The following is a 25,156-nucleotide window of genomic DNA, read 5'->3' as shown; positions in this document are numbered from 1 at the left end:
GGTTCGTCCCGAAGACCCGCCGCGCATACTCACCAGTCGGTTCGGGGAAACGGACGCCCCCATCCCAGTCCCCTTCGGTGGCGCCCCGTGACCCCCGCCTCGTAGCGGGTTACCGATCTGCAGGGTTCGTCTTCGGGAGGACGTGCGAGCCGGGCAGCTCCGCCATCCGCGACAGGCAGCCCTGCCCGCGATGCGCAAGGGCCGGTCCGTTGCGGATTGCGGGCGGGGAATTCTCCACATAGAGTTGACGACAAGGCGCGCTGCAATCGTTTTGCAGGCATTCACTAGGGGGCAATTGGTGACATGAGCGGGCTCAACATCCTCTATATCGAGGACGATGCGCGCGCGGCATCGCGAGTTCAGGAACTGGCCCTCCAGACCGGCGACACGGTAACCTGGGCCGCCACCGGCAATGCCGGCCTGATGCGCGCGGGGACGGAATGCTTCGACGTCATCATCCTCGACCGCATGCTGCCCGATCTCGACGGCCTCACCATCCTGTCGCGCCTGCGCGAAAGCGGGGTCGGCACGCCGGTGCTCATGCTGTCGGCCCTTGGCCGCACGAGCGATCGCGCCGAAGGACTGGATGCCGGCGCCGACGACTATCTTGCCAAGCCGTTCGAGGCGGAAGAACTGCTCGCCCGCCTGCGGGCGCTCCATCGCCGCGCTTCGGGCCGCACGCACAGCGCCGTGATCCTCTACGGCGCCTTCGAATGCCACGTTAAGGCACGCACTGCCTTCCGCAACAACCGGCACCTTTCGCTCAGCCCCAAGGAATTCGACCTGTTCCGCTATTTCATGGAGAACGGAGGCGAAGTCCTGACCCGCGAAATGCTGCTGCGCGATGTGTGGAAAATGGATTTCGACCCCCAGACCAATGTCGTCGACGTCAACATCGGACGCCTTCGCCGCAAGCTCGAGGAGGGCTTTGACAGGCCCGCGCTCGAAACGATCTGGGGATCGGGCTATCGGCTGCTGGATGGCCAGTGATCCGCCTGGGGGCAATCCGCCATTCGATCTTCGCCCAGATCGTGCTCTGGGCGATCTTCACGGCTGCGGAAATCACGTTCGGACTATGGATGCTGACCGACGCCACGATCCAGCGCACCAATCACCTTGCGCTGGAACGGGCCATCGACCTCGATCTGGCCGGCATGGTCGACATCTATGCGAGCGGTGGCGCAGAGCAGCTGGCCAGTCGCATCGAAGACCGCCTGGCGCTGCAGCCGCGTAACGGCAACTCGGCCCATTACCTGCTTGCCGACGCGAACGGCAACCGCATCGCCGGCGACATCGGGAAATGGCCGAAGATAAAGGCCGATGCCTCCGAAGCGACCGAGATCGAGCTGGACAACGCCGCCAAGGCCTTCGTGCGCGCTACCGAACTGGGGCCGAACCTGCGGCTGCTGGTCGCACACGAACACCATGACCTCGACGTCCTGCTGCGACAGGTCGCCCTTGCGTTCCTCATCGGCGGTATGCTCGCCGTGCTCGCCGTGGCCCTCGGCGGCTGGATGGCCGCGCACCGGCTGGCCAGTCGCATCGAGAGCATCAATGCCGCCTTCCGCCAGCCGGACGACGCCGCCCTCGAAAGGCTGGCCCGGGGCTCCGGCGACCGCGACGAAATCGACGAACTGACGAGGCATTCCGGCAATGCCCTGGCCCAACTCAAGCAACTCGCCGCCGCACACCGCGCCACTACCGACCATGTCGCGCACGAGATCCGCACGCCGCTGATGCATCTCGACAACCGGCTGGTCAAAGCACTCGCAGCCACTCCGGATTCCGAGACCGCATCGCGCATCGCCGATGCCCGCACAGAGATCCGCAGCATCACCCGCATGCTCGAATCGCTGCTCGACATCGCCGCGAGCGAGGCCCGGCGCGGCGACAGGCACGGCCTCGCGCCAGTCGACCTCAGTGTCATGGCCGCGCGCCTGTGCGAACTCTATGCCGACAGCGCCGAGGAATCGGGGCACACGTTCAAGCGCGATATCGAGCCGGGCGTCAGGATCGAGGGCGAGGAAATGGCCCTCATGCGACTGATCACCAATCTGCTCGACAACGCCTTCAAGTTCGTGCCAGCCGGCGGCACGGTCTGGCTCGTCCTGCGCAAAGGCCCCACGCTGATCGTTAGCGACGACGGGCCCGGCGTTCCCGAAGAACAGCATGCGAAGATCTTCGAGAAGTTCAGCCGCGGCAAACGGCATCCCGAGGCCGAAGGCGCCGGGCTGGGGCTGGCGCTGTGCCGCGCCATCGCCGAACGCCACCACTTGGAAATACGCCTTGCGCCGTCAGAGAAGGGCGCCTGCTTCACCGTCGCGCCGGAAACGAAATAAGCCGCCTCAGGCCTCCTGCGCCTTGCGGATCATGCCGAAGCCATGGAGCAGGTGTTCGAGCTGCCCGTCGGGAACAGGCGGGAAGGCCAGCTCCTCGCCGCCGGTACGGATCGCATCGATCTGCGCCGCGACATCTTCCAGCGTCCAGTCCGGCTGATAGACGCCGGCATTCTCGGCCACCCAGGCCCGCGCCAGACGCCCGCCCATCGCCACGTACATCTCGCCGGTCGCCGCACAGCTCTCATGGCACAGGTAGCCCACCATCGGCGCGACCTGTTCGGGCGTCATCGGCGGGAACTGGCTGGTGTCGATCCCGTCGGACATGCGGGTCACCGCTGCCGGGACGATCAGGTTCGACTTCACGTTGTTGTTCTGCCCCTCGATCGCGGCGGTGTTGGAAAGGCCCATGAACCCGGCCTTGCACATCGAGTAAGTGACATTGTCGGACTTGCCGTAGAGGCCGTTGATCGAGCTGGTGAGCACGATGCGGCCGAAGTCCTGCGCCATCATCAGCGGGAACGCCTCGCGCACGACGTGGTAGGCACCCTTGAGGTGGACATCGAGCACGGCGGTGAAGTCCTCGTAGGCCAGCTCGGTCAGCTTGCCGCGCCGCACGTTGCCTGCCGAATGGATCAGGATGTCGATGCGGCCGAAGGCATCGAGCGCACTCTGGATGATCGCCTTGCCGCCTTCGGGCGTCGCAACCGAATCGGTATTGGCGACCGCTTCGCCCCCCATCGCGCGGATTTCGACGGCAAGCCCCTCGGCAGGGCCTTCCCCGGTGGCATCGCCCGCCATCGAAACGCCCGGATCGTTGACCACTATCTTGCAGCCCCGGCTCGCCAGCAGCAGCGCATGGGCCCGACCCAACCCGCGCCCGCCGCCGGTGATCACGGCAACGCGGTCATCAAAACGCAGGTCGGTCATTGGCTCTCTCCTGTACTTTCCCTCTTCGTCCCCCCTCTTCGTCATTGCGAGGAGGCGCAGCCGGCGCGACAATCCAGTGTTTGGCAAACCGCTCTGGATTGCTTCGCTACGCTCGCAATGACGAAGGTTGGGGCTTCACGCAATCACTCCCGCCGCCCGCAGCGCCGCAATCCGCTCGGGCGAAAGGTCGAGCACGGCGCCCAGGACAGCATCGGTATGCTGGCCCAGCACGGGCGGCGCCTCGGGCACGGGTTGCTCGGCATCGGTGAAGCGGATCGAACGGTTGACGATGGGAATGGAACCGAGCGTTTCGTGCTCGGTCTCGACCACCATATTGCGCGCGACAGCCTGCGGCTGACTGAGCGCCTCGGTCACCCCCAGGATCGGCGCGTGCGGCACTTCATGCCGGGTGAAGATTTCGACCAGATCGTCGACCCTGTGCTGCTCGGTGAAGGCGGAGACGATCGCGTTGACCTCCTCGCGCGCGTCGCGCCGCTTTTCGAGCGTGTCGTAGCGCGGATCGCCGGTCAGCTCTGGCCGCTCGATCGAATGGCATACCTTGCCCCAGAAAGCAGGGGTCAGGCAGGCGATGACGATCGAGCCGTCAGCGGCCGGGAAGATGCCGTAAGGTACCAGATTGGGATGCTGCGAACCGACCCGCTGCGGATCCCTGCCGGTGAAGAAAGCAAGCTGCGCGATATAGCCGAGCATGCCCATCAGCCCGTCCATCAGACTGACGTCGATATGCCGCCCCACCCCGGTCCGCTCACGCTCGTAGAGCGCGGAGAGGATGCCGATCGGGCCATTGATCCCGCCGACGAGATCCCCGAGCGGAATGCCCAGTTTCATCGGCAGGCCGTCGGGCTCGCCGTTCATCGAGAGCGCACCGCTCATCGCCTGCAGCACGATGTCGAAGCTGGGGCGGTCTTTCAGCGGCCCGGTCTGTCCATAGCCCGAGATCGAGCAGTAGATCAGGCGCGGATTGATCGCCTTCAGCGTCTCGTAGCCGAGCCCCAGCCGGTCCATCACGCCGGGCCGGTAGTTCTCGACCACCACGTCGCATTTCGCGGCGAGGTCCTTGATCAGCGCAAGGCCTTCCTCGCTCTTGAGGTCGACGACGATCGACTTCTTGCCGCGGTTGACGGCGAGGTAATAGTGGCTTTCCCCGTCGCGCGTGGGCGGGAAGGTGCGGGTCTCGTCGCCGGTGCCCGGCGGCTCGATCTTGAACACCTCCGCGCCCAGATCGGCCAGTGCGAGGCTGGCCGCGGGCCCGGCCAGCACGCGCGTGAAATCGAGCACGCGCACACCGGCGAGCGGGCCTTTCCAGACGATTTCTTCTGTCTCGGGCATAAGCTCAGTTCAGGTTGTGTCGGAAAAAGGCGATGATCTGGTCCACCGCATCGCGGCCCTCGGGCATCGTCACCTGATAGTGGTAGCAGTGGCCCATGCTCTCGCCGACGATCAGCGTCGAACGCACGCCGGCCTTGAGCAGCTGCGAATTGGTATAGATCGCGGGACTGAGATCGAGCGCGCGGGTGCCGGTGATGATCAGCGTGGGCGGAAAGGTCGCCAGCGTATCGAGGTGATAGCCGGGCCAGGCACTGGGATCATTGCGTTCGTCGATGCCGTCGAAATAGCCGCGGGTGATGTCTTCCGGCTCGCTGCCATCGGCGGGCGGCGGCGGGAACGAACCATCGATGTAACCGGTGGTCCAGGCGGATTCGCCCGCATGGAACGGCACGCCGCCTGCCCCGAAGATGCCGATCGCGCCTGCCTGCGGCAAACCATGCGCGGGTAGCCAGGCCGCCGCCTGCGCGGTGAGCGCACCGCCGGCCGAGCCGCCATAGATGCCGATCCGGCCGGGCGCATAGTCTTCGAGGAGTCCGGCATAGACGGCCGCCACATCTTCCACGCCCGCCGGGTGCTTGTGCTCGGGCGCCATGCGATAGTTGACGCTGACGATGCGGTATCCGGCCAGCACCGCCATCGGAATGGATTCGACCAGCGCCACGCCATCCCAGCCGACCGTGAAGGCACCGCCGTGCAGGTTGATCAGCACGCGGCCCGGATCGTGGCTCCCATCGGCAGGCATCACGTCGAGGACTTCCACGCCGCCGATCTCGGTGCGCTCGATGTTCACCGCGAACATCTCGCGCAGACGCGCGATCTGCGGGGCCATGAAGGCGTTGATCTGTTCGCGCCGCGTGGCGGCATCGACGTTCTCGCCCACGGTATCGAACGCGGGCATGGCCGCACGGCGGCGCTGCGCCTCGGCGGCGGGCTCGCTGACGAGGCCCGAAACGGGCAACACGAAGGCCGGGACTCGAACGTCCCCGTTAGCTTCGAATTGCGGCTTGGCTGGCGCGGTCTGTTCCATGCCCTCTCCTCCGGACGTTTCTGGCAGGCCATTTACGACACGGCCCGGACCTTGGGTAAAGGCCCGGGCCGAAATCGCATTGCCCTTTTTTAGGCCGGTACCGGCGAAGATCGCCGGTGCGCGATCAGCCCTTGCTGGGCAGTTCCGCAACGGCCGTGCCGAAGGCCGAAAGCTCACCACGATGGGTGGTCGCCTTCTGCTCGACCTCGACGTACTTCTTGCCGTTCTCTTCGAACTTCTTCGTCACTTCGCCGGTGATGACGATGGCGTCACCGTCCGGGTTGTGCCGACGGATCTGGCAGTTCGACTTGTGCAGGAAGCCGTCGTCGCCGATCCAGTTGGTCATGTGGTGCGTCAGCCACGAGCAACGCTCCGGACCGTAGTCGTAAGCACCCGGCGCGCCGACCTCGAGAGCGAAGGCTTCGTCCCAGTGCACGCGCTCGGGGCAGTCGGGCACGTTGAAGCGGTTGCGGATGCCAAGGCCCGGGTGCGCCTTCTGCATCTTGTAGGCCAGCTTGTTGGCGCGGATATAGAGGCCGCCCCAGCCCTGCGCGTAGCAGATGAAGCCGGTGACGGTCATCGGGCCCTTCATGATCGGCGGCAGCTTGTCGCCGACGTTCACGTCCTCGAAGTAGCGCGGGGTGGCGCCGCGGATCTCTTCCTGGTCGTAGATGTCGTAGAATTCGTCGAGCTGCTCCTGGGTGAAGGGCTCAACGCGGCCGCGGGCCTCGGTGTACTTGGTGCCGCGCTCGCGGGCCTCGTCACGGTCGGTGCGGAACACCCAGCTGTCGGCGCCGGCAACCTTGTCGCCGTTCTGGTTGAAGAAGTCGACGTGATAGATCTGCTGGAACGAGCGACCGGCGAACTTGGTCTGGTGCTCGACGAGATCCTTGAGGTAGGCCTCGGCGCGGATGGTGTCGTTGCGCAGGACCGGCTTTTCCCAGGTCCAGTCGGCACCGGCCCACATCGCGTGGACGCCCGAGAGACCACCGCAGTAGCCCGAGACGATACGGCTGGTGGTGAACAGGAACGAAGGCAGCGCCACGACCGAGCCGTACTTGGTCTTCTCGGCGTACTCGGGATCGCACCACAGCGGGTTATCGTCGCCGATGCCGTGGGCATAGTGACGGATCGCGTCGCGGGTGGCTTCGTAGTTCCACGGTTCGATCGTGTTCTCGATCTTCACGCCGATGCGGCTGCGCAGATCGTCGAGGCCTTCCTCGGTGATCTTGGGGAATTTGGCTGACATTTTTCTTGGCTCCTCAAAAACTTTTGAAATTCCAGGTTCGATCGATCTCAAACAATCGTCATTGCGAGGAGGCGAAGCCGACGCGGCAATCCAGAGACGGGCAAACCACCCTGGATTGCTTCGCTACGCTCGCAATGACGAAATTCATTGTGCCACCCCCGCGCGCTCGGCTTCGAGGTCGCGCAGCTTCTTGCGGTGGACCTTGCCCGCCGGGTTCTTGGGCAGTTCGGAAACGTATTCAACGATGCGCGGGAATTCATGCTGGGCAAGCCGCTCGCGGGTGAATTCCTGCAATTCCTTGGTCAGCGCATCGCTGCCTTCGCAATTGGCGACGACGAAGGCCTTCACGACCTGGCCGCGCTTCTCGTCGGGCACGCCGATCACGCCGCATTCGAGCACGTTCTCGTGACGCAGCATGGTGTTCTCGATCTCGACCGCGGACATCGTCCAGCCCGCCGAGATGATCACGTCGTCGGCACGGCCGCAGTGATAGAGGTAGCCGTCCTCGTCCGACTTGGCGCGATCCTTGGTGGTCATCCAGCCGCCGCCGCGCCAGAGCATCAGTTCGCCGATCTCGCCCGAATCACACACAGTGCCGTCGGGGCGGTGGACCTCCAGCTTCTGGCCGGGAACCGGCTTGCCCAGCGAGCCGGGCTTCACCATGAAATCCTCGGCGCCCGGATAGTTCACCAGCACCACGCCGATTTCGGTGGTGCCGTACATCGAGCAGGCCGGGACCTTGAAGTACTCGTCGATCCATTCGAGCGTGGCCGGATCGATCGGCTCGCCGGTGAACGACAGCTTCTTGAAATGGAACGTGAAGTCGCCGCCCTTCCCGCTGTTCTTCATCATGCGGTAGTGGGTGGCGGCAGCCGACATATTGGTGATCTTGAAGTCGTCCAGCGCCTTCATCAGGCGGACCGGATCAAAGCGGCCCGCGAACGTGCCGGTGGTCACGCCCATCGCCAGCGGCGCGAGCGTGCCGTGCCACAGGCCATGACCCCAGGCCGGCGAGGACGGGCAGAAGAACTCGTCACCCGCCCTGTTGGCCGTTTTGGGACGGATGCCGGTGCCGTAAAGCGCGGCGAACATCAGCGTGACGAGCGTCTTGTGCGAGTGCTTGACCGCCTCGGGCAGTTCGCGCGTGGTGCCGCTGGTGTACTGGAAGACGGCCATGTCACTGGCCTTGGTCTTCGGCGTGTAGGTCGTCGGCAGATCCTTCAGCGAGGCGAGGAACGCCTCGTCCGCGACGATGACGCGCGGGGTGCCGTCCTCGTTGGCGACCGAGCGGGCAAGCTCCGCCTTCTCGGCATTGGTGATCAGGATCGAGGGATTGCAGTCGCCCACGCGCAGACGCAGCGCATCGGGGCCGAACAGCGTGAACAGCGGCACCGAGATCGCGCCCGTCTGCATCGCGCCGAACAGGCAGACATAGAAAGGCAGCGAAGGCTCGAGCATGAAGGCGATCCGCTCGCCGGGCTTCACGCCTTCGGCATCGAGCCAGTGCGCGAACTGCGCGGCGCCGGCCGAAATCGTATCGAAGCTCAGAATCTCGTCGTGGCCATCAGCATGGGCAATGCGCACCGCCGGACGGCCCGAGCCATCGGCATGACGCGTGATGCACTCGTGCGCGATGTTCAGGTGTTCACGATCGCCGTCGAACAGCTCCCAGAGCGCGGCCGAAGAGGCGTGCGCCTGCGCGTCGGCATAGCTCGTGTAATCGGTCAGCTTCACCAAAGGCTCTCCCGTTTCGGAGCGCACCGCGGTGAACGATTCGCGCCCTGTCCACTTGTTGGAGGGCGCAATGGCATATTCGGCTTGTTATTGCAAATATTGAATGCTATTCAACATATTGAATGATCGACACGCCCGACACCCTGCCCACGGACCCCGTGAAGGCCAGCAAGGCCCCTGCCATTTCGCGCGCAGCGGCCGTCCTCCGCCTGCTGGGAAAGAACGACGCGCCACTCGGCGTACAGGCCATCGCCCGCGAGCTCGGACTGGTGCCGAGCACTTGTCTCTATGTCCTGCGGGCGCTGGTGGCGGAGGAACTGGTCGCCTTCGATCCCTCGACCAAGCGCTACACGCTCGATTCCGGGGTCCTGACGCTGGCGCGAAACTGGCTGCGGCGCGACCGGTTCAACGATCTCGCCCAGCCCGCGCTCGACCGCATCAGCCAGGAATTCGGCCTGACCACGCTGGGCGTGCAGGTCTTCGGCCTCAATCACATCATCGTGACGGCCATGTCGCAGTCGAACCAGAACTTTCAGCTTTCCACACAAGTCGGCAGCCGCTTTCCCGCGCTGGTTTCCGCCACCGGCCGCTGCATCGCGGCCTTCGGCAATTACCCGGACAGCGAGCTGAAGCCGCGCTTCGAGAAGCTGCGCTGGGAAGAAGCGCCCAGCTGGGAAGAGTGGAAGGCGCAAGTCGAGGATGCCCGCGAGACGGGCGTGGCCGTCGATGCCGGGCACTATATCTCGGGCGTCACCGTGATCGCCGCGCCAGTCTGGAAAGGCGGGCGCGAGGACGGTGTCCGCCCCAGTCACGCACTCGTCGCAATCGGCCTCGGCGCCGGGGTGCGCGGCGAGAACCTGCCGCGCCTGAAAGCCGCGCTGCAGAACGCGGCGCGCATGCTCAGCGAGCAGATGTCGGGGTAAGCAGCGAGGCGGGATCTAGGAAAAAGCGTCATCCCAGCGCAGGCTGGGATCGTTGCGGGCATGGCGCGAGGCCGAAAGCGGTCCCAGCCTTCGCTGGGGCGACGATTGGGAGGTTTTGCGTCCGGTCTCTGAGAGGGCCTTACGCCCCCTTCTTCTTCAGCAGCACGGTGCGCAGCATCGAGAGCGCCGTTTCGCCGCGCTGGTTGGTCAGCTCGTGCTTGAACACGACAATGCCCTGCGTCGGGCGCGACTTGCTTTCGCGCATCTCCACCACTTCGCTCGAACAGGTGAGCGTGTCGCCGATGAAGGTCGGCTTGGGTGTAACCACCTTGTCGAAACCGAGATTGGCGACCAGCGTGCCCACCGTGGTGTCCGCGATCGACAGGCCCACCGCAAGACTGAAGGTGAAAGTCGAGTTCACCAGGATCTGACCGAACTCGCTGGCCTTCGCCGCCTCGGCATCGAGGTGCAGCGGCTGCATGTTGTGCGTCATCGCCGAGAACATCAGGTTATCGGTTTCAGTGACCGTGCGGCTGGGCTGATGGACGAGCCTGTCACCCACGTTCCATTCGTCGAAAAACCTTCCGGGCATCCTTGCATCCTTTACCTGTCAATCGAGCTTGAGCTTGAAGCCGGCGTGGCTCTGCTCCCAGCCCAGTCGTTCGTAGAAACGGTGTGCGTCGGCGCGGTCACGGTGCGACGTCAGCTGCACCAGCATGCAGCCCCGCGCGCGGCATTCCCCGACGGCCCATTCGACGAGCTGCGAACCCAGCCCCCGGCCGCGCAGGCTGCCATCGATGCGCACCGCCTCGATCAGTCCGCGCCAAGCGCCATGCATCGAAAGGCCCGCGAGAAAACCGAGCTGCAGCGTGCCGACGAGCCGGCCATCCAGCTCCGCGACGATCAGCCGCTGCCGGTCCGACCCGTCGATGGCGCGGAAGGCCGCAACATAGCCCGGATCGAGCGGGAGCGAGGCATCCTCGCGCGCCCGGCCGAATTCGTCGTCGGCCAGCATCGCGACAATGGCCGGCAGATCCTCCTCGCGCGCATCGCGCATGACGAGGCCCGTCACGCGCGCGCCTCCGGCGCCGTCAGCGTCAGCCGTGTCGGAGTCCAGCTGCGCCGCCTCCGCGCCTCGCGTGCCGCGACATCCTCGCCATCGAAATCCATCGGCACGGCCTCGGCGGAGAAGCCGTCGCGATCATCAAGCGCGGGCATGTTGACCACTGCCCATGTCCCGCCGTCCTTGTGCCAGACCGCCGCAACAAAGACACCGCATCGCCCGCACACGAAGAAATCCGTGATGCCGAGGCCGAAGCGATAAGGCTCCAGATCGCGCGGCGCGCTCAGCTCCACCAGCCCCGCGGGATCGGACACCGCCGCCACGCGATGCCGCACGCAGAAGCCGCACTGGTCGGCGCGCGGTGTGAACGTGTCGGGCGCCTTGTCGCTATGCAGGACAACACGGACGTCGCCGCAGTGGCAACGGCCGGCATAGTGATGGGCGTATGCCTCCGGCTCTTGTTTCATTCACGCCTCCTGTTCGGCGTCTTCCTCGATCTTCACCAACAGCGCATCGACCTGCACCTGCTGGCCCGCACTGGCGTTGAGTTCGGCCACCGTGCCGTCGAACGGCGCGGTCAGCGTGTGCTCCATCTTCATCGCCTCGAGCGTGAGCAGCTTCTGGCCCTTGGTGACCGTGTCGCCCTTCTCGACCTCGACCGAGATGACCTTGCCCGGCATCGGCGCGACGATCGCGCCCGATCCATCGGCCGCGCCATGCGCGGCGTCGTGACGCCAGGACGAGAGCAGCCAGGCCTGCCCCTGCTCGGTGACCAGCACGCCGGTGGCGGGCTCTTCTGAACCTTCGCCGGTCAGTTCGATCTCGACCTTCTCGCCATCGAGCAGGAACCACGCAGCGCGCCGGGGCGCGGCGTTGAGACGGAAGCCCGCCATGTCGGTGACCGGAACCAGCGCATCGGCGGCACGCTGCAGCACATCGTCCGACGGGACCGGCGGCTCGCCCATGGCTTCACCGTCGCGGCCGATCAGGCCGGTATCGACCTTGCCCGCCGCGAAGTCCGGATGCTCCAGCGCCTTCACCAGGAACGAGGCGTTCGTCTTCACCGGCCAGACCGCGCTGTCCTGCAGCATTTCGCCCAAGCGCTCGCGCGCTTCGTCGCGATCCTCGCCCCAGGCGATGACCTTGGCGATCATCGGATCGTAGTGCGACGAAACTTCCGCGCCTTCGTAAACACCTGTGTCGATGCGCCCACCCTCGGCATCGCCGAACTGCAGCAATTCGAGCGTGCCGATGCTGGGGAGGAAGCCCTTGGCCGGGTCCTCGGCATAGAGGCGCGCTTCCATCGCCCAGCCGTCGATGGTCAGGTCTTCCTGGCTCATCGGCAGCGGTTCGCCGCTGGCGACACGCAGCTGCCATTCGACCAGATCGACCCCGGTGATCTCCTCGGTAACGGGGTGTTCCACCTGCAGACGGGTGTTCATTTCCATGAACCAGATCTTGTCCGCCGCAAGCTTGCCCGAGCCATCGGCGATGAACTCGATCGTGCCCGCGCCGACATAGTCGACCGCCTGTGCCGCACGCACGGCCGCAGCACAAAGCGCCTCGCGCGTCGCCGCATTCATGCCCGGTGCCGGGGCTTCCTCGATCACCTTCTGGTGGCGGCGCTGCAGCGAGCAGTCGCGCTCGAAGAGATGAACGACATTGCCGTGCTTGTCGCCGAAGACCTGCACTTCGATGTGGCGGGGCGAGGCGATGTACTTCTCGATCAGCACGTGGTCGTTGCCGAACGACGATGCCGCCTCGCGCTTGCACGAGGTCAGCGCGTCGGCGAAGTCCTCTTCGCTCTCGACAAGACGCATGCCCTTGCCGCCGCCGCCCGCGACGGCCTTGATCAGCACCGGATAGCCGATCTTGCCCGCCTCGTCGGCCAGCACGCCCGGCGACTGGTCCTCACCCATGTAGCCCGGCGTCACCGGCACCCCGGCATCGGCCATGAGCTTCTTGGCCGCATCCTTGAGGCCCATCGCTGTGATCGACGAGGGATTCGGCCCGACCCAGACGATCCCGGCATCCATGACGGCCTGCGCGAACGCGGCATTCTCGGACAGGAAGCCATAGCCAGGGTGGATCGCCTCGGCGCCGGTCGACTTGGCGGCCGCGATGATCTTCTCGCCGACAAGATAGGACTCGCGCGTTGGCGCCGGGCCGATGTGCACGGCTTCGTCGGCCTCGCGCACATGCAGCGCCTGCGCGTCGGCATCGGAATAGACGGCAATCGTGCGAATGCCGAGGCTGCGCGCGGTGCGAATGACCCGGCAGGCGATTTCGCCACGGTTGGCGATAAGGAGGGATTTGATCATGATTTAACTCCCAATCCCCACCCGAATGCCGGAAACCCATTCCTCCCCGAGCTTGTCTCGGGGAGGTGGCTCGCGAAGCGAGACGGAGGGGGAAATGCGATGTTCAAAGACGTGGCACCCAAGCCGAAAGCCGGCGGAATCGCCCGAGCGCGAAAGCTGCGCAGCGCAATGTCGCTGCCGGAAGGCCTGCTCTGGCGCGAGCTGCGCAAGCGCCCGGGTGGATTGAAATTCCGCCGTCAGCATCCGAGCGGCGCCTATGTTCTGGATTTCTACTGCGCCGATGCGCGGCTTGCCGTCGAAGTGGATGGCATGGCGCACGGCATGGGTGACAACCCGGCCCGAGATGAGGCCAGGGACCGATGGTTTAGTGACGCGGGCATTGCGACCTTGCGCATTCCGGCGCGCGCGGTTCTGGATGACCTTGAGGCGGTCACGACCTTGATCGTTACCGAAGCGCAGGCGCGGCTGCCCCTCCACCACCCGGCTGCGCCGGGCGGTCCCCCTCCCCGAGACGAGCTCGGGGAGGAATGAGGAAGACACCGTCTTCACCCTCATCACATCCTGAACACCCCGAAGCGGGGTGCCTCCGGAATCGGCGCCTCAAGCGCCGCCGCCAGAGCCAACCCCAGCACGTCGCGAGTCTGCACCGGGTCGATCACGCCGTCGTCCCACAGGCGCGCGGTGGCGTAGTAGGGGTTGCCTTCGTCCTCGTACTTCTGGCGGATCGGCGCCTTGAAGGCCTCGGCCTCGCGCTCGTCCCACTTCGCCGCGTCGCGGTGGACGGTGGCAAGCACGCTGGCGGCCTGTTCGCCGCCCATCACCGAAATGCGGCTGTTGGGCCAGGTGAAGAGGAAGCGCGGGTCGTAGGCGCGGCCGCACATGCCGTAGTTGCCGGCGCCGAAGCTGCCGCCGATCAGCACGGTCAGCTTGGGCACCTGCGCGGTCGCCACGGCAGTGACCAGCTTGGCGCCGTGCTTGGCGATCCCTTCCGCCTCGTACTTGCCGCCGACCATGAAGCCCGAGATGTTCTGGAGGAACAGCAGCGGGATCTTGCGCTGGCAGGCGAGCTCGATGAAGTGCGCGCCCTTCTGCGCGCTTTCGGAGAACAGGACGCCGTTGTTGGCGAGGATCGCCACCGGCATCCCGTGGATATGCGCAAAGCCGCAGACCAGCGTGGTGCCGTAGAGCGCCTTGAACTCGTGGAATTCGCTGGCATCGACGATGCGCGCGATCACTTCATGCACGTCGTAGGGCGCGCGCACGTCCTCGGGGATGATCGAATAGAGTTCCTCGGGATCGTACTTCGGCGCGCGCGGTTCCTGCAGCGGCAAGCCATGCTGGTGGACCGGGCCGAGGTACGAGACGATGTCGCGCACGATCGTCAGCGCGTGCTCGTCGTTGTCGGCGAGGTGATCGGTTACGCCCGACTTGCGGCTGTGGAGGTCGCCACCGCCCAGATCCTCGGCCGAGATCACTTCACCAGTCGCGGCCTGCACCAGCGGCGGGCCTGCAAGGAAGATCGTGCCCTGTTCCTTCACGATCACGGTCTCGTCGCTCATCGCCGGCACATAGGCGCCGCCCGCGGTGCACGAGCCCATGACGCTGGCGATCTGCGGGATACCCTGCGCCGACATCTGTGCCTGGTTGAAGAAGAACCGGCCGAAGTGGTCGCGATCGGGGAAGACCTCGGCCTGATTGGGCAGGTTGGCGCCGCCGCTGTCGACGAGATAGACGCAGGGCAACCGGTTGGTCGCCGCGATCTCCTGCGCGCGGATATGCTTCTTCACCGTCAACGGGAAGTAGGTGCCGCCCTTCACCGTCGCATCGTTGGCGAAAATCATGCACTGGCGGCCCGAGACACGGCCGATGCCGGCGATGATGCCCGCACCGGGCACTTCGTCGCCGTACAGACCATCGGCGGCAAGCTGGCCGATCTCAAGGAACGGCGAGCCGGGATCGAGCAGGCGCTCGACGCGGTCACGCGGGAGCAGCTTGCCGCGGCTGATGTGCCGCTGGCGCGACTTCTCGTTGCCGCCCAGCGCGGCCTGCGCAACCTTGTCGTGCAGTTCCTTCGCCAGAGCGCGGTTGTGCGCATCGCGCGCCTTCGCCTCGGGGCTTTCGAGGTTTACGTTGGTCTGGAGCACCGGCGCGCTCATGCCCTCAATTCCTTTCCGGCCGCACTGTGCCGCAGCCTCATCCCGCAGGAGTTCGATTTACACCGCCTATCTAACGAAGCCGCGCGACCAGAGGAAATTGAAAGTTTCGTCGGTACGTCATAGACAATCTCTATGATCGACCAGTACCAGCTGCGCTATTTCCTCGCCGTCGCCGAAACCGGCAGTTTCAGCCGTGCCGCCAAGCGGGTCAGCGTGACCCAGCCCTCGCTCTCCGCCGGAATCGCCAAGCTGGAGCGCGAACTGGGCGCCCGTCTCTTCGACAGGGATCGCCAGGGCGTTGCCCTGACGCCCGCCGGAAGCCGCTTCCTCGTGCGCGCGCGGCGAATCGCGGCGGAATACGAGCACGCGCTGGTGGAGCTCTCCGAAGTCTCCGACCCCACCCTGCTGCGCATCGGCGTGCTCGGCACGATCCCCACGCCGATGATCGAGGACCTGCTGCAGCAGCACCGCGCGCTCGGCTCCAGCGAGGCGCTGGAAATCCTCGACGGCAACGAACGCGACATAACCGAGCGGCTCGAACGCGGCCGCATCGACGTGGCGCTCACCGTGGTGCGCCCGCAGCACGCCCGCTTCCATCCCGAAGTCATGGCCCGCGAACGCTACATGATGGTGCTGCCCCTCGATCATCCGCTGGCGGACGAGGACGAGGTGATGGCCGAACAGCTCGCGCGCGACCGCATGGCGCTGCGCCGCCACTGCGAGGGCCTGCCGGAGATCAACCGCTTCTTCATCGCACGCGGCGTGCGCCCGCGCTTCGTGCTCAAGACCACCAGCGACGAGCGCGTGCTGGCGGTCGCGCGCGCCGGGGCCGGGGTGGGCATGATGCCCGAATGCTTCGCCGAACCCGCAGTGCGCTTCGTGCCGGTGAAGGACTTCGAGCTGACCCGCGACGTAGGCCTGCTCCACGCCAGCGAAGCGCATATCGCTCCGGCGCTCGCCAGCCCCTTCATCGGCCTTGTCCGCCGCCACTACGGCAAGGCATGAAGCGCGCGAAGAGAGATGCGAGGAGAGAGACGTTGCAACCTTCGGACATGAGCGGAAAAGTCGCGCTGGTCACCGGCGCCGCGGCGGGTCTGGGACGCGCCACTGCCGAGAGGCTGGCCGGATTGGGCGCGAAAGTCGCACTGGTCGATGTCGTCGAGGCAGGGCTGGAAGAAGCCGCCAAGGCCATCCGTGCGGCAGGCGGCGAGGCACTTGTCCTGCCGCTCGACCTGTCGGTGCGCAGCAATTGCGCCAAGGCGGTGGAAGAGACCATCAAGGCCTTCGGACGGATCGACGCCCTGTGCAACGTGGCCGGCGTCATGAAGCCGGGGCCCAGCGACAGGTTTACGGACGAGGCCTGGGACCTCACCATGAAGGTCAATCTGGAGGCCCCGTTCTTCCTGATCCGCGCGAGCCTGCCGCATCTGCTCGAAAGCCACGGCGCCATCGTCAACGTCACGTCCTGCGCGGCTTTCCAGGGGCAGGCCTATTTCGCCGCCTACTGCGCCACCAAGGCAGGCCTCACCAACATGACCAAGGCACTGGCCATGGAATACATGAAGGCCCCGATCCGCATCAACGCAGTGGCCCCGGGCGGGATGATGACCGGCCTCGTCGGCGGCATGGCGGCCCTTGCCGAATGCGACCGCGACCTGATCGGCCGCATCGGCTCCCCGCGCGGACTGTGCGAGATCGAGGACGTGGCCGAAACCGTCGCCTTCCTCGCCACCCCGGCCGCGCGATCCTATCACGGTGCGTGCATCAATATCGATGCAGGCGTGACGGCGGACTGAGGATCCTATTCTTCGTCATTGCGAACAGCGAAGCCGTGCGGCAATCCAGAGTGAGCACTAACCGCCTCTGGATTGCTTTGCTACGCTCGCAATGACGAACGAGGGAGGATGAGTGTCTCGCCGGAAATAGCAGCTTTCAGCTCCGGCATGACCTGTTCGAGCAGCTTGAGGCTCTTCCAGCCCTCGTCCGGCGACAACCCGCCGAGCAGTGGCTGAAACCCGATATTGCCGCCTTGCATGCTGCGCGCCTTCTCGAGCAGCATCTCCGGCGTCCAGGCCGCGAACAGCCCGGCCTGGCGCAGCACGGCGGGATCGGTCAGGCCCTTGAACGGCGAATTGGAAGCCTTGCCTTCCTGCTCGGCCCACTTGGCATATTCGGTGATGACGTGGACGGCGTGGGGCGCGATGGCATCCCAGCCCGCGTCCGGGTCCTCGCACAAGTGGATCGCCATGGGCATGCCGGGCACCGGGCGGAAGTGCCGGCGCGGCGCGTGGCCGAGACGTTCGCATTCGGAGAGGTAGAGATCGACCAGTTCGCCCTTCATCGGCCCGAAACCGACGCCGAACTTCGCCGCGCGCTTCGCCGAGGCAGGCACGCCGCCGCCGACCATGATGATGTCCTCCGGTTGCTGCACCGGCAGCGGCCGGGTGAAGATCGGGCGTCCCTCGTATTCGAACCGCTCGCCTTTCAGGGCGCGCAGCATGATCTCGAGTCCGGCGTCCATCAGCTTCGCGCGGTCCTTGAGCGATTTGCCGAACATCGCGAATTCACCGGGCACATAGCCAGCCCCGAAGATCACGCTGAGCCGCCCGCCCGACATGTTGTCGAGCACCGCGATCTGCTCGGCCAGTTCGACCGGATCGTGCAGCGGGAGGATCACCGCTCCGAGCAGGAAGCGGATACGCTCGGTCACCGCCGCCATGCCGCCCGCCAGCACGAAAGGCTGCGGCAGATAGCCGTCGTCCGAGCCGTGATGCTGCATCAGGCCGATCTGGTCGACGCCGATGCGGTCGGCATGCGCCGCCATTGCGGTAGCCGCGCGATAGAGATCGGGCGTCGGCGCGGCCCAGTCGGGCGAGCGCATGTCGAACGAGACGGAAATCGTGACGTCTTTCACCGGCCGGCTCCCAGGGCAGCGTAGGAAGGATCCTGCGGATCACGCCGCGCCCATTCGTGGCGGTTCATGGGCGTGACTTCGCGGATGGAATCGTAGTCGATCACGGTGTCGCGGTGATCGATGCGCCATGTGCCGTCGCGCTTCGACCAGCGGTCGCAATAGCGCGCCCAGATTTCCATGAGCATCATCTTGCCCTCGCGCTCCATGCGCAGCGTGGCGGTGACATAGGCCTCGCTCCCGGCGCGCTCGCCATCGAGGACAATGTTGATGTTGGTGACCTGGTGCGAATGGGCGAGCAGGTACTTGTGCGCCTCGCAGATCCAGTCAATCGCGCCACGTCCGGTGCCGCGATAGCCGGTCGGACCATAATCGGCGGTGGCGTCCTCGTGGAACACCGAATGGCCGAGCGGCACGTCAAGCCGGTCGACACTGCGGCAATAGCGGTAGATCTGCTCGGTGATCGCGAACTTCTCGGCGATTTGTTCGAAGCTGCTGTCGGTCATGGCGCTATCCCTTCTTCGCGTAGGCGGCGGATACGGCGGCGATCTGGCGAATGCGCTCGCGGCGCTGCGCGGCGGAAGAAGCGGACATGATCGCTTCCTCGTCCCCCTCGCCCCAGTTGCAGATGGGCCCGAAAGGCAGGCGTTCGAGGCCGAGACGCGCAACATCGTCGGGATCGGCGAGTCCCTCCGGGATCGGCATGTCGCGCGCTTCCATCAGTTCGCGGTGGGCCGGCGTATCGGTACGGCCGATGACAAAGCTGAGCACATCGACCCCGTGCGGCTCCAGCTCGGACCAGAGCGCTTCGCACAGCACGAGATCGAAAGCCTTGGTCGCGGCGTAGACGCCGATGCCGGGAAGCCCGCCGTAACAGGCGCCTGAACCCACCACCATCAACCCGCCGCGCTTGCGCGTACGCATGGGCGCACCGAAGGCATGGAGCGCGCGCATCACCGTCATGACGTTGCGCATGGCCAGCGCGTCCCAGTTGGCGACCGCGTTGTCGAGGAACATTGATCCGTTGGGATCGGCCCCGGCGTTGAAGATGAGCAAGCCGACCTCACGATCGCCCGCGACCTGCAGCAATTGCTGCGCAGCATTCTCAGCGGAAAGGTCGATCGAGGCCGTCCCGCATTCCACGCCATGGGCCCCGCGCAGTTCCGATGCGAGCCGATCGAGAGGGCCTTGTCGGCGCGCGACGAGAATGAGGTTCAGGCCCATTTCGGCAAGCTGTCTTGCGAACGACGCCCCGGTTCCTTCCGAGGCCCCGGCTATCAGCGCCCAGGGGCCGTAACGCCGTGCGAATTGCGCCTTGTCCATCGTCTCTCCCCAGTCTGGCGATCGTTGAGGAATCGCCCGCTTCCCGAAAAGGGTGAGGCAAATTTGCGCGGCGGACAAACCCGTCCGCCCACATACCGCCCCCGCGGAGAGGTTTGTGCTCAGGCCCGTTCGGTGACTCGTTTGGCCGCGATGGACGCTTTGGAGAACCGGGGCAGGAGTTCGGCCACCCGCGCGCGATAGGCCTCCACGCCCGCGTCCTTGACCGGGCCGTACCCGGCGATCAGATCGGCAGCAGCGGCCAGTTCGATTGCGACCGGCATGGACTGAGGCGTGACCTTGTCGGCGATCTCCTCAGCCAGCGCGCGGTATCCGCCGATCAGGGCCCGTTCCATGCGGCGCTCCGCCGTATAGCCGAACGGATCGAGCGGCGTGCCGCGCAGCCCCTTGAGCTTTGCCATCACTGTAAAGACCGGGAAAATCCACGAACCGAAGGCGATCTTGCGCGGGCGGCCGGTCTTGTGGTCCTTGCGGAAAGCCAGCAGTGGCGGCGCGAGGTGGAGCTTGAGCTTGGGGCTTCCGGTGAAGGTATCGGCCAGCCCCTTGCGGAAGGCCGGATCGGTGTAGAGCCGGGCGACCTCGTACTCGTCCTTGTAGGCCATGAGCTTGCCGAGCCCGTGCGCAATCTCCGCCATCAGCGGCTCGCTGTCGCCCAGGCCGCGCGCTTGCAGCTTGCCCGCAACGCCATCGAGGAACGCCCGATATTGCGCAGCATAAGCTTCGTTCTGCCAAGCCGTCAGCAAGCGCGAGCGGCTTTCGACGATCTCCGCGTAGGAATGCGGCACGGCCGGTCCCTCGGCAGAGGCATCGGCCAGCGCGAAGAGATCGTCAGCCCCCGCCGCCGCGAGCCGCCCGAGCGAGAGCGCGGCAAGGTTCGCCTTCGCGGCAACGCCATTGAGGCGCACCGCTTCCTCGATCGAATCGAGCCCGACCGGCAGCAGCCCCTTCTGCGCAGCAAAGCCGACCATCATCAGGTTGGTGAAGATCGAATCGCCCAGCAACCGCGTCGCCAGCGCCCCGGCGCGCAGCGAGGCGATATTGGCCGGATCGACACGCTTGCCGATAGCCGAGAGGAAACGCGTGGCGGTGAGATCGAGATTGCGGTTGCGCTGGAATTCGCCGGTGGGAACGACATCCTCATTCGCCAGTACTTGCGTATCGGACCGCGCCATCGCCAGCACGTCCGGCCCCGAACCGACGACAAGATCGCAGGCAATGATGACGTCCGCCTGCCCGGTGCCGAGACGGGCCGAGGGGATCGCATCGGTATCGGCGCCGATGCGCAAGTGGCTGGTCACCGCGCCGCCCTTCTGAGCCATGCCGGTCTGGTCGAGCACCTTGGCGGCCTTGCCCTCCATGTGCGCCGCCATGGCGAGGATCGCGCCAACCGTGAGAACGCCGGTGCCGCCGATGCCCGTCACCAGCATCGCACGCGGCGCCTGCGACACGTCGAGCACGGGCGGCACCGGCAGTTTCGCCACCATGTCCGCCAGCACCGCATCGTCCATGCTGCGCTTGGCGAGTGCAGCACCGGAGACCTCGACGAAGCTGGGGCAGAAGCCCTTGATGCAGGAATAGTCCTTGTTGCAGGTCGACTGGTCGATCGCGCGCTTGCGGCCGAATTCGGTCTCGATCGGGGTGATCGAGAGACAGTTCGACTGCACCGAGCAATCGCCGCAGCCTTCGCACACCGCCGGGTTGATCCAGAGCCGCTTGTCGGGATCGGGGAACTTGCCCTTCTTGCGGCGGCGGCGCTTTTCGTTGGCGCAGGTCTGGTCGTAGACGATCGCCGTCGTGCCCTTCAGCTCGCGCAGTTCGCGCTGCACGGCATCGAGTTCGTCGCGGTAGAGCGCCCGCGTGCCCTTGGGCAGATCGGAGGCGGAGAACCGGTCCGGGTCCTCGCTCAGCAGCACCACCGGCGAAACGCCCTCGGTCACCAGCTCGTTCACGATCTGCTCGACCGTCAGCGAGCCTTCGGCGGGCTGCCCGCCCGTCATCGCGACGGCATCGTTGTAGAGGATCTTGAACGTGACGTTGCTCTTCGCCGCCACGGCCGCGCGGATCGTCAGCAGGCCTGAGTGGGTATAGGTCCCGTCGCCCAGGTTCTGGAACATGTGCGGCGTATCGACATAAGTCTGCGCGCCGACCCAGGGCATGCCCTCCTGCCCCATCGAGACGGTCTGCATCGTGTGCCGCTCGGGCATGTAGTGGGCGAGACCGTGGCACCCGGTCGCCCCCATCGCCGCCGAGCCTTCGGGCACCACGGTCGAGGTGTTGTGCGGGCAGCCCGAGCAGAAATAGGCCGGGCGGATCGCGGTGATGGCCAGCGTCTTGGCGCTGCCCTCCAGATCGCGCAGCGCCGCATCGCGCGCCGCCGCCTCGTCGGGCAAGATGTCGAGCGCGGCCAGCCGTTTCACCAGCGCACGGCGGACCGAGCCGGGATCGAGCACGCCGATTTCCGAGAGCAACTTCGCACCGTCCGGCTCATGCTTGCCCGAGATCGCCGGGGCATTCACCGTGCCGTAGAAGATCCGCGCAAGCTGTTCCTCGATGAAGGCGCGCTTTTCCTCCGCCACCATGATCTCGGCGCTGCCGCCGCAGGCCTGCCGCGCAAAGGCCACATCGAGCGGCCAGACGAGGCCGAGCTTGACCACGCGCAGGCCGATCGCGCGGCATTTTTCCTCGTCCAGCCCGAGATCGGCGAGCGCCTGACACAAGTCGAGCCAGGCCTTGCCCGCGCTCACCACCGTCAGCTTGCGCTCGGGCGCGTCGTGGCTCACTCGGTCGATGGGATTGAGCGCGGTGAACAGCGGCACGATCGGCAGGCGCTGCTCGATCACCGCCTGCTCCTGCTGCAGCGCCGACATCGCGAGCCGAAGGTTGGGCGCGGTGCCGGCGGGCAGTTCGGGCAGCGCAATCGGGAACTGGTAGCCCGGCAGGGTGACAGTGGTCGTCAGGTCAAGCGTGTCGGTCACCGTCTTCATGCCGACGTAGAGCCCGCTGACGCGCGAGAGCGCCCAACCGTACTGGCCGAAGGAGAGAATCTCGTCGGTCGTCGCTGGATAGAGCACTGGCGTCATCGCCGTGACCAGCACGTGTTCGGACTGGTGCGCGGTGAGCGAGGACTTGGCGGCGTGATCGTCGCCGCACAGCAGCAGCGCGCCGCCGTTCCTGTGCGTGCCTTCGAAGTTGGCAGCCTTGATCGCCTCGCCCGCGCGCTCGACGCCTACGCCCTTGGCGTACCAGAGCGCGAAGACGCCATCGACGCGCGGCTTGCCGTACCAGTCGAGCTGCTGGGTGCCGCGCACCGAGGTTGCCGCCAGTTCCTCGTTGAGACCGGGCTCGAAGCGGATGCCGTGCTGGATGAGCAGCTTTTCCGAAGCCCAGAGCTGGGCATCGAGCGTGGTGATCGGCGAACCACGATAGCCGGTGATGTACCCCGCCGTGTTCAGCCCCGCCGCCTTGTCGCGCCGCGCCTGATCAAGCAACAGACGCACCACGCCTTGCAGCGCCGAGAGCATGACCTGCCCCGCTCCTTGCGTGTACTTGTCATCGAGCGTGACGACCGATCTAGTCAACGCATTCCCCCGGATGTTTCTGGTTCTCCTGGGGCCTTTCAGATGGTTCCGCCACGTGCAAGCGCTGCGCGCCGCTTGCGCCGCAGCGGTCAATTGCGGTTGCCGATGGTGCGGGACGGGTCTCTGTCCTCCCCGGGACGAGGAGGACAGAAGGCTATGCCGCCAGTTCGGCCACCAGTTCCGGCACGTCCGCCAGCGCGCGCAGGGCGTCGTTGAGATGCGTGCACCCTTCGGGACCGCGCAATTGCGCCAGAACCTCGGCCCGGATGTCGGGCAGCTTGCGACCGACGAGGCGCTGAGTGTTGGCAATCGCGCCGGGGCATTCTGAGAACGGCAGGATGCGCGCTTCCGGCTCAATCGAGAGCACTTCGAGCGTGTCGATGTCGGCCGTCGCGCGCAGCAGGTATTCGTGGATGGCGATGCGCCCGCCGTCGGGCTTCGAGGCGCTGTCCTGGAAGGCGGAATCGATGCGGATCACCCCCGCCGCCTCGTCACGCACCACGTCGATGCGGCGCGCGCGGCGAAAGCCTGGGCCTTCGTGCTCAGGCAGTGCATGCCAGCCGTGCGGATCCTCCGGGTTACGCACGTCACCCGCATCGGCATCGGCGACATTGGAGGGCGGGCCACCGGGCTGCAGGCCGCTATGGCCTTCCTGCAGGCCCCAGCACACGTTGACGCGCTGGGTCATCAGCTTGGCATGCTCTTCCTCGCCGATGCGCTGGCGCAGCTTCTCGGCCCAGTCGGGATACCACTGCGACCATGCGAAAGCGGAAACCAGCGCCGATCCGGAAAGATCGTCGAGCACGAGATAGAGCGGATGCGTCTGCGCGATGAGATCGGGCATGACCTCGCCCAGCAGCATGCGCAAGTGGCCGCCCGCCCTTGCACCGACCAGCTTGGACAAGCCTTCGGGTTCGAGATCGGCCGAAATCTCGGTGATCGTCTTGTCTTCCTTCAGCCGCGCCCGGTAGCTGCCCTCGGCAACGAGGCGCGGTGCGCCGCCGTCTGCCGGGGTGACCACGTCGCGCGCGGCGCCTACGAAGAGACGCTGCCCCTCGATCCCGTCGGGCCAGGACACGTCGATGCTGGTGGTGCGGCGCACCGAATTGGCGGGCCTTTTCGGCGCCGGATTGGCCGTCGAACGCGGCGGTGGGGGCAGAGTCTCGATTTCCATGGTGCCAAGCTGGCCCCTAGACGAGGGTCAATCAAGTCTCGGGCGCGACACGCACGAGCAATTTGCCGACATGGTCATGCCCCGAAAACACGCTGGAGAAGGCTTGCGGGACCGCTTCGATGCCTTCGACGACGGATTCGGGAAAGCGCACCTTGCCCTCTTTCATCCACCCGGCGATGTCCTCCAGCGCCTTGGGACCGGCGAAGATGCCGGCAAAGCCCTTGATCTCGAGCCCCTTCGACATGATGTGCCGGTAGAAGCCGGGCAGGTGATCCGGCCCCGGTCCTTCCATGCCCATGCCGTAATAGGCGATGAAGCCGCACATTGGCATGCGCGCGCCGCGCTTGAGCAGCGGCAGCACCGCCATGGTCACATCGCCGCCGACATTCTCGAAATAGACGTCCGCGCCTTCGGGCAGGGCGGCCTTGAGCTGATCGGCGAAATCCGGCGCCTTGTAGTCGGCCACGGCATCGAAGCCGAGATCGAGCAAGGCCCTGCACTTGGCCTCGCCCCCGGCGATGCCGACCGCGCGTGCGCCGAGCGCCTTGGCGATCTGCCCCGCCATCGAGCCCACGGCGCCTGCCGCGGCGGAAACGACGATGGTCTCGCCCGCCTTGAGCCGGCCGACATTGACCACGCCCTCGTAGGCGGTCTGGCCCGGCCCGCCGAGCGCGCCCAGCGCAGTAGAAACCGGTGCCAGCGCGGGATCGAGCTTGCGCGGCGGACCGCGATAGTCCGACCGGTCCGGCGCGACGACGGCATATTCCGCCCAGAACGTGCGGCCTTCCACGAAATCGCCCGGTGCATAGTCGGGATGGTTCGAAGCCACGACCTTGCTGACCGTCGGCCCGACCATCGTCGCACCCAGCTCCATCCGGCTCGCACCCGAGAGCAGCTTTTCATCGAGCGAGAAGCGGATCAGCGGGTCGACGGCGATGTAGAGCGTTTGCAGCAGGATCTCGCCCGCGCCGGCTTCGGGCACGGGCACGTCCTCGATGCGGAAGTCGGACGGCTTCGGATTGCCCTTTGCATAGGAGGCCAGGACGACCTGCTTCATCGTTCC

22 protein-coding genes are annotated in these 25,156 nt (G+C 66.0%); 6 read left to right on the top strand and 16 right to left on the bottom strand.

Annotated elements, in window-relative coordinates:
• Positions 1-303 precede the first annotated feature (303 nt).
• Positions 304-990, top strand: a complete 687-nt coding sequence (locus NZK81_RS06320; protein ID WP_260044995.1) for a response regulator transcription factor — start codon at positions 304-306, stop codon at positions 988-990.
• Complete coding sequence (locus NZK81_RS06315; RefSeq protein WP_260044993.1) at positions 987-2,339, top strand: sensor histidine kinase; 1,353 nt, start codon at positions 987-989, stop codon at positions 2,337-2,339. The genes NZK81_RS06320 and NZK81_RS06315 overlap by 4 nt, the downstream gene beginning before the upstream one ends.
• A 6-nt stretch (positions 2,340-2,345) precedes the next feature.
• Here NZK81_RS06315 and NZK81_RS06310 read toward each other — a convergent pair whose 3' ends face one another.
• From NZK81_RS06310 to NZK81_RS06290, 5 genes are all read right to left on the bottom strand, one after another.
• Positions 2,346-3,266, bottom strand: a complete 921-nt coding sequence (locus NZK81_RS06310; RefSeq protein WP_260044991.1) for an SDR family NAD(P)-dependent oxidoreductase — start codon at positions 3,264-3,266, stop codon at positions 2,346-2,348.
• Between the two features lie 135 nt (positions 3,267-3,401).
• The gene (locus NZK81_RS06305) at positions 3,402-4,616 is read right to left on the bottom strand and encodes a CaiB/BaiF CoA transferase family protein (RefSeq protein WP_260044989.1); all 1,215 of its coding nucleotides are present in this window, start codon (positions 4,614-4,616) and stop codon (positions 3,402-3,404) included.
• A 4-nt stretch (positions 4,617-4,620) separates the two neighbouring features.
• Positions 4,621-5,643: an alpha/beta hydrolase gene (locus tag NZK81_RS06300; RefSeq protein WP_260044987.1), complete on the bottom strand. Its 1,023-nt coding sequence runs from the start codon at positions 5,641-5,643 to the stop codon at positions 4,621-4,623.
• Between the two features lie 124 nt (positions 5,644-5,767).
• A complete protein-coding gene (locus NZK81_RS06295; RefSeq protein WP_260044985.1) occupies positions 5,768-6,892 on the bottom strand; it encodes an FAS1-like dehydratase domain-containing protein in 1,125 nt (374 codons plus the stop codon).
• Between the two features lie 144 nt (positions 6,893-7,036).
• Positions 7,037-8,629, bottom strand: coding sequence for an acetate--CoA ligase (locus NZK81_RS06290; protein WP_260044983.1), 1,593 nt, complete (start codon positions 8,627-8,629; stop codon positions 7,037-7,039).
• Between the two features lie 119 nt (positions 8,630-8,748).
• Here NZK81_RS06290 and NZK81_RS06285 point away from each other — a divergent pair, with 119 nt between their 5' ends.
• Positions 8,749-9,549: an IclR family transcriptional regulator gene (locus tag NZK81_RS06285; RefSeq protein WP_260044981.1), complete on the top strand. Its 801-nt coding sequence runs from the start codon at positions 8,749-8,751 to the stop codon at positions 9,547-9,549.
• 139 nt (positions 9,550-9,688) lie between these two features.
• Here NZK81_RS06285 and NZK81_RS06280 read toward each other — a convergent pair whose 3' ends face one another.
• From NZK81_RS06280 to NZK81_RS06265, 4 genes are read right to left on the bottom strand one after another with little or no spacing between them, the layout of a single operon-like run.
• Positions 9,689-10,141, bottom strand: coding sequence for a MaoC family dehydratase (locus NZK81_RS06280; protein ID WP_260044979.1), 453 nt, complete (start codon positions 10,139-10,141; stop codon positions 9,689-9,691).
• Positions 10,142-10,159: 18 nt separating this feature from the next.
• Positions 10,160-10,621, bottom strand: coding sequence for a GNAT family N-acetyltransferase (locus tag NZK81_RS06275; protein WP_260044977.1), 462 nt, complete (start codon positions 10,619-10,621; stop codon positions 10,160-10,162).
• Positions 10,618-11,079, bottom strand: coding sequence for a GFA family protein (locus tag NZK81_RS06270; protein ID WP_260044975.1), 462 nt, complete (start codon positions 11,077-11,079; stop codon positions 10,618-10,620). Before NZK81_RS06270 ends, NZK81_RS06275 begins: the two co-directional genes overlap by 4 nt.
• Positions 11,080-12,933, bottom strand: coding sequence for an acetyl/propionyl/methylcrotonyl-CoA carboxylase subunit alpha (locus tag NZK81_RS06265; protein WP_260044973.1), 1,854 nt, complete (start codon positions 12,931-12,933; stop codon positions 11,080-11,082).
• Positions 12,934-13,032: 99 nt separating this feature from the next.
• Between NZK81_RS06265 and NZK81_RS06260 the strand changes: the two genes are divergently transcribed.
• On the top strand, positions 13,033-13,464 hold the full coding sequence (locus NZK81_RS06260) for an endonuclease domain-containing protein (protein ID WP_260044971.1): 432 nt from the start codon (positions 13,033-13,035) through the stop codon (positions 13,462-13,464).
• Between the two features lie 23 nt (positions 13,465-13,487).
• Here NZK81_RS06260 and NZK81_RS06255 read toward each other — a convergent pair whose 3' ends face one another.
• Positions 13,488-15,089, bottom strand: a complete 1,602-nt coding sequence (locus tag NZK81_RS06255; protein WP_260044969.1) for a carboxyl transferase domain-containing protein — start codon at positions 15,087-15,089, stop codon at positions 13,488-13,490.
• Between the two features lie 132 nt (positions 15,090-15,221).
• Between NZK81_RS06255 and NZK81_RS06250 the strand changes: the two genes are divergently transcribed.
• Positions 15,222-16,094: a LysR family transcriptional regulator gene (locus tag NZK81_RS06250; protein WP_260044967.1), complete on the top strand. Its 873-nt coding sequence runs from the start codon at positions 15,222-15,224 to the stop codon at positions 16,092-16,094.
• A gap of 47 nt (positions 16,095-16,141) precedes the next feature.
• A complete protein-coding gene (locus NZK81_RS06245; protein WP_260044965.1) occupies positions 16,142-16,885 on the top strand; it encodes an SDR family NAD(P)-dependent oxidoreductase in 744 nt (247 codons plus the stop codon).
• 80 nt (positions 16,886-16,965) lie between these two features.
• On the opposite strand, the gene NZK81_RS06240 is transcribed toward NZK81_RS06245, so the two are convergent.
• The 6 genes from NZK81_RS06240 to NZK81_RS06215 all read right to left on the bottom strand — a co-directional run bounded on the left by NZK81_RS06240 (position 16,966) and on the right by NZK81_RS06215 (position 25,150).
• Positions 16,966-18,003 (bottom strand): LLM class flavin-dependent oxidoreductase, encoded by a 1,038-nt coding sequence (locus NZK81_RS06240; protein WP_260044964.1) that lies wholly within the window; start codon positions 18,001-18,003, stop codon positions 16,966-16,968.
• On the bottom strand, positions 18,000-18,506 hold the full coding sequence (locus NZK81_RS06235; protein WP_260044962.1) for a nuclear transport factor 2 family protein: 507 nt from the start codon (positions 18,504-18,506) through the stop codon (positions 18,000-18,002). Before NZK81_RS06235 ends, NZK81_RS06240 begins: the two co-directional genes overlap by 4 nt.
• A 4-nt stretch (positions 18,507-18,510) precedes the next feature.
• Positions 18,511-19,323, bottom strand: a complete 813-nt coding sequence (locus NZK81_RS06230; RefSeq protein ID WP_260044960.1) for an SDR family NAD(P)-dependent oxidoreductase — start codon at positions 19,321-19,323, stop codon at positions 18,511-18,513.
• Between the two features lie 119 nt (positions 19,324-19,442).
• Entirely contained in the window at positions 19,443-22,919 is a 3,477-nt protein-coding gene (locus NZK81_RS06225; RefSeq protein WP_260044958.1) for an indolepyruvate ferredoxin oxidoreductase family protein, read from the bottom strand.
• A 154-nt stretch (positions 22,920-23,073) separates the two neighbouring features.
• Entirely contained in the window at positions 23,074-24,093 is a 1,020-nt protein-coding gene (locus NZK81_RS06220; RefSeq protein WP_260044956.1) for a DUF2889 domain-containing protein, read from the bottom strand.
• A gap of 31 nt (positions 24,094-24,124) precedes the next feature.
• Positions 24,125-25,150: an NADP-dependent oxidoreductase gene (locus tag NZK81_RS06215; protein ID WP_260044954.1), complete on the bottom strand. Its 1,026-nt coding sequence runs from the start codon at positions 25,148-25,150 to the stop codon at positions 24,125-24,127.
• Positions 25,151-25,156: the final 6 nt, after the last annotated feature.

Source organism: Novosphingobium mangrovisedimenti, from assembly GCF_025153475.1.
GTDB lineage: Bacteria > Pseudomonadota > Alphaproteobacteria > Sphingomonadales > Sphingomonadaceae > Novosphingobium > Novosphingobium mangrovi_A.
The sequence above is the reverse complement of the archived record's forward strand: the minus strand, read 5'-3'. Positions and strand labels throughout refer to the sequence as shown.

Coding starts and splice junctions, on each gene's coding strand:
- NZK81_RS06320 (WP_260044995.1), top strand. CDS start 304: ATGAGCGGGCTCAACATCCTCTATATCGAGGACGATGCGCGCGCGGCA.
- NZK81_RS06310 (WP_260044991.1), bottom strand. CDS start 3,266: ATGACCGACCTGCGTTTTGATGACCGCGTTGCCGTGATCACCGGCGGC.
- NZK81_RS06305 (WP_260044989.1), bottom strand. CDS start 4,616: ATGCCCGAGACAGAAGAAATCGTCTGGAAAGGCCCGCTCGCCGGTGTG.
- NZK81_RS06300 (WP_260044987.1), bottom strand. CDS start 5,643: ATGGAACAGACCGCGCCAGCCAAGCCGCAATTCGAAGCTAACGGGGAC.
- NZK81_RS06295 (WP_260044985.1), bottom strand. CDS start 6,892: ATGTCAGCCAAATTCCCCAAGATCACCGAGGAAGGCCTCGACGATCTG.
- NZK81_RS06285 (WP_260044981.1), top strand. CDS start 8,749: ATGATCGACACGCCCGACACCCTGCCCACGGACCCCGTGAAGGCCAGC.
- NZK81_RS06280 (WP_260044979.1), bottom strand. CDS start 10,141: ATGCCCGGAAGGTTTTTCGACGAATGGAACGTGGGTGACAGGCTCGTC.
- NZK81_RS06270 (WP_260044975.1), bottom strand. CDS start 11,079: ATGAAACAAGAGCCGGAGGCATACGCCCATCACTATGCCGGCCGTTGC.
- NZK81_RS06265 (WP_260044973.1), bottom strand. CDS start 12,933: ATGATCAAATCCCTCCTTATCGCCAACCGTGGCGAAATCGCCTGCCGG.
- NZK81_RS06260 (WP_260044971.1), top strand. CDS start 13,033: ATGTTCAAAGACGTGGCACCCAAGCCGAAAGCCGGCGGAATCGCCCGA.
- NZK81_RS06255 (WP_260044969.1), bottom strand. CDS start 15,089: ATGAGCGCGCCGGTGCTCCAGACCAACGTAAACCTCGAAAGCCCCGAG.
- NZK81_RS06250 (WP_260044967.1), top strand. CDS start 15,222: ATGATCGACCAGTACCAGCTGCGCTATTTCCTCGCCGTCGCCGAAACC.
- NZK81_RS06245 (WP_260044965.1), top strand. CDS start 16,142: ATGAGCGGAAAAGTCGCGCTGGTCACCGGCGCCGCGGCGGGTCTGGGA.
- NZK81_RS06235 (WP_260044962.1), bottom strand. CDS start 18,506: ATGACCGACAGCAGCTTCGAACAAATCGCCGAGAAGTTCGCGATCACC.
- NZK81_RS06230 (WP_260044960.1), bottom strand. CDS start 19,323: ATGGACAAGGCGCAATTCGCACGGCGTTACGGCCCCTGGGCGCTGATA.
- NZK81_RS06220 (WP_260044956.1), bottom strand. CDS start 24,093: ATGGAAATCGAGACTCTGCCCCCACCGCCGCGTTCGACGGCCAATCCG.
- NZK81_RS06215 (WP_260044954.1), bottom strand. CDS start 25,150: ATGAAGCAGGTCGTCCTGGCCTCCTATGCAAAGGGCAATCCGAAGCCG.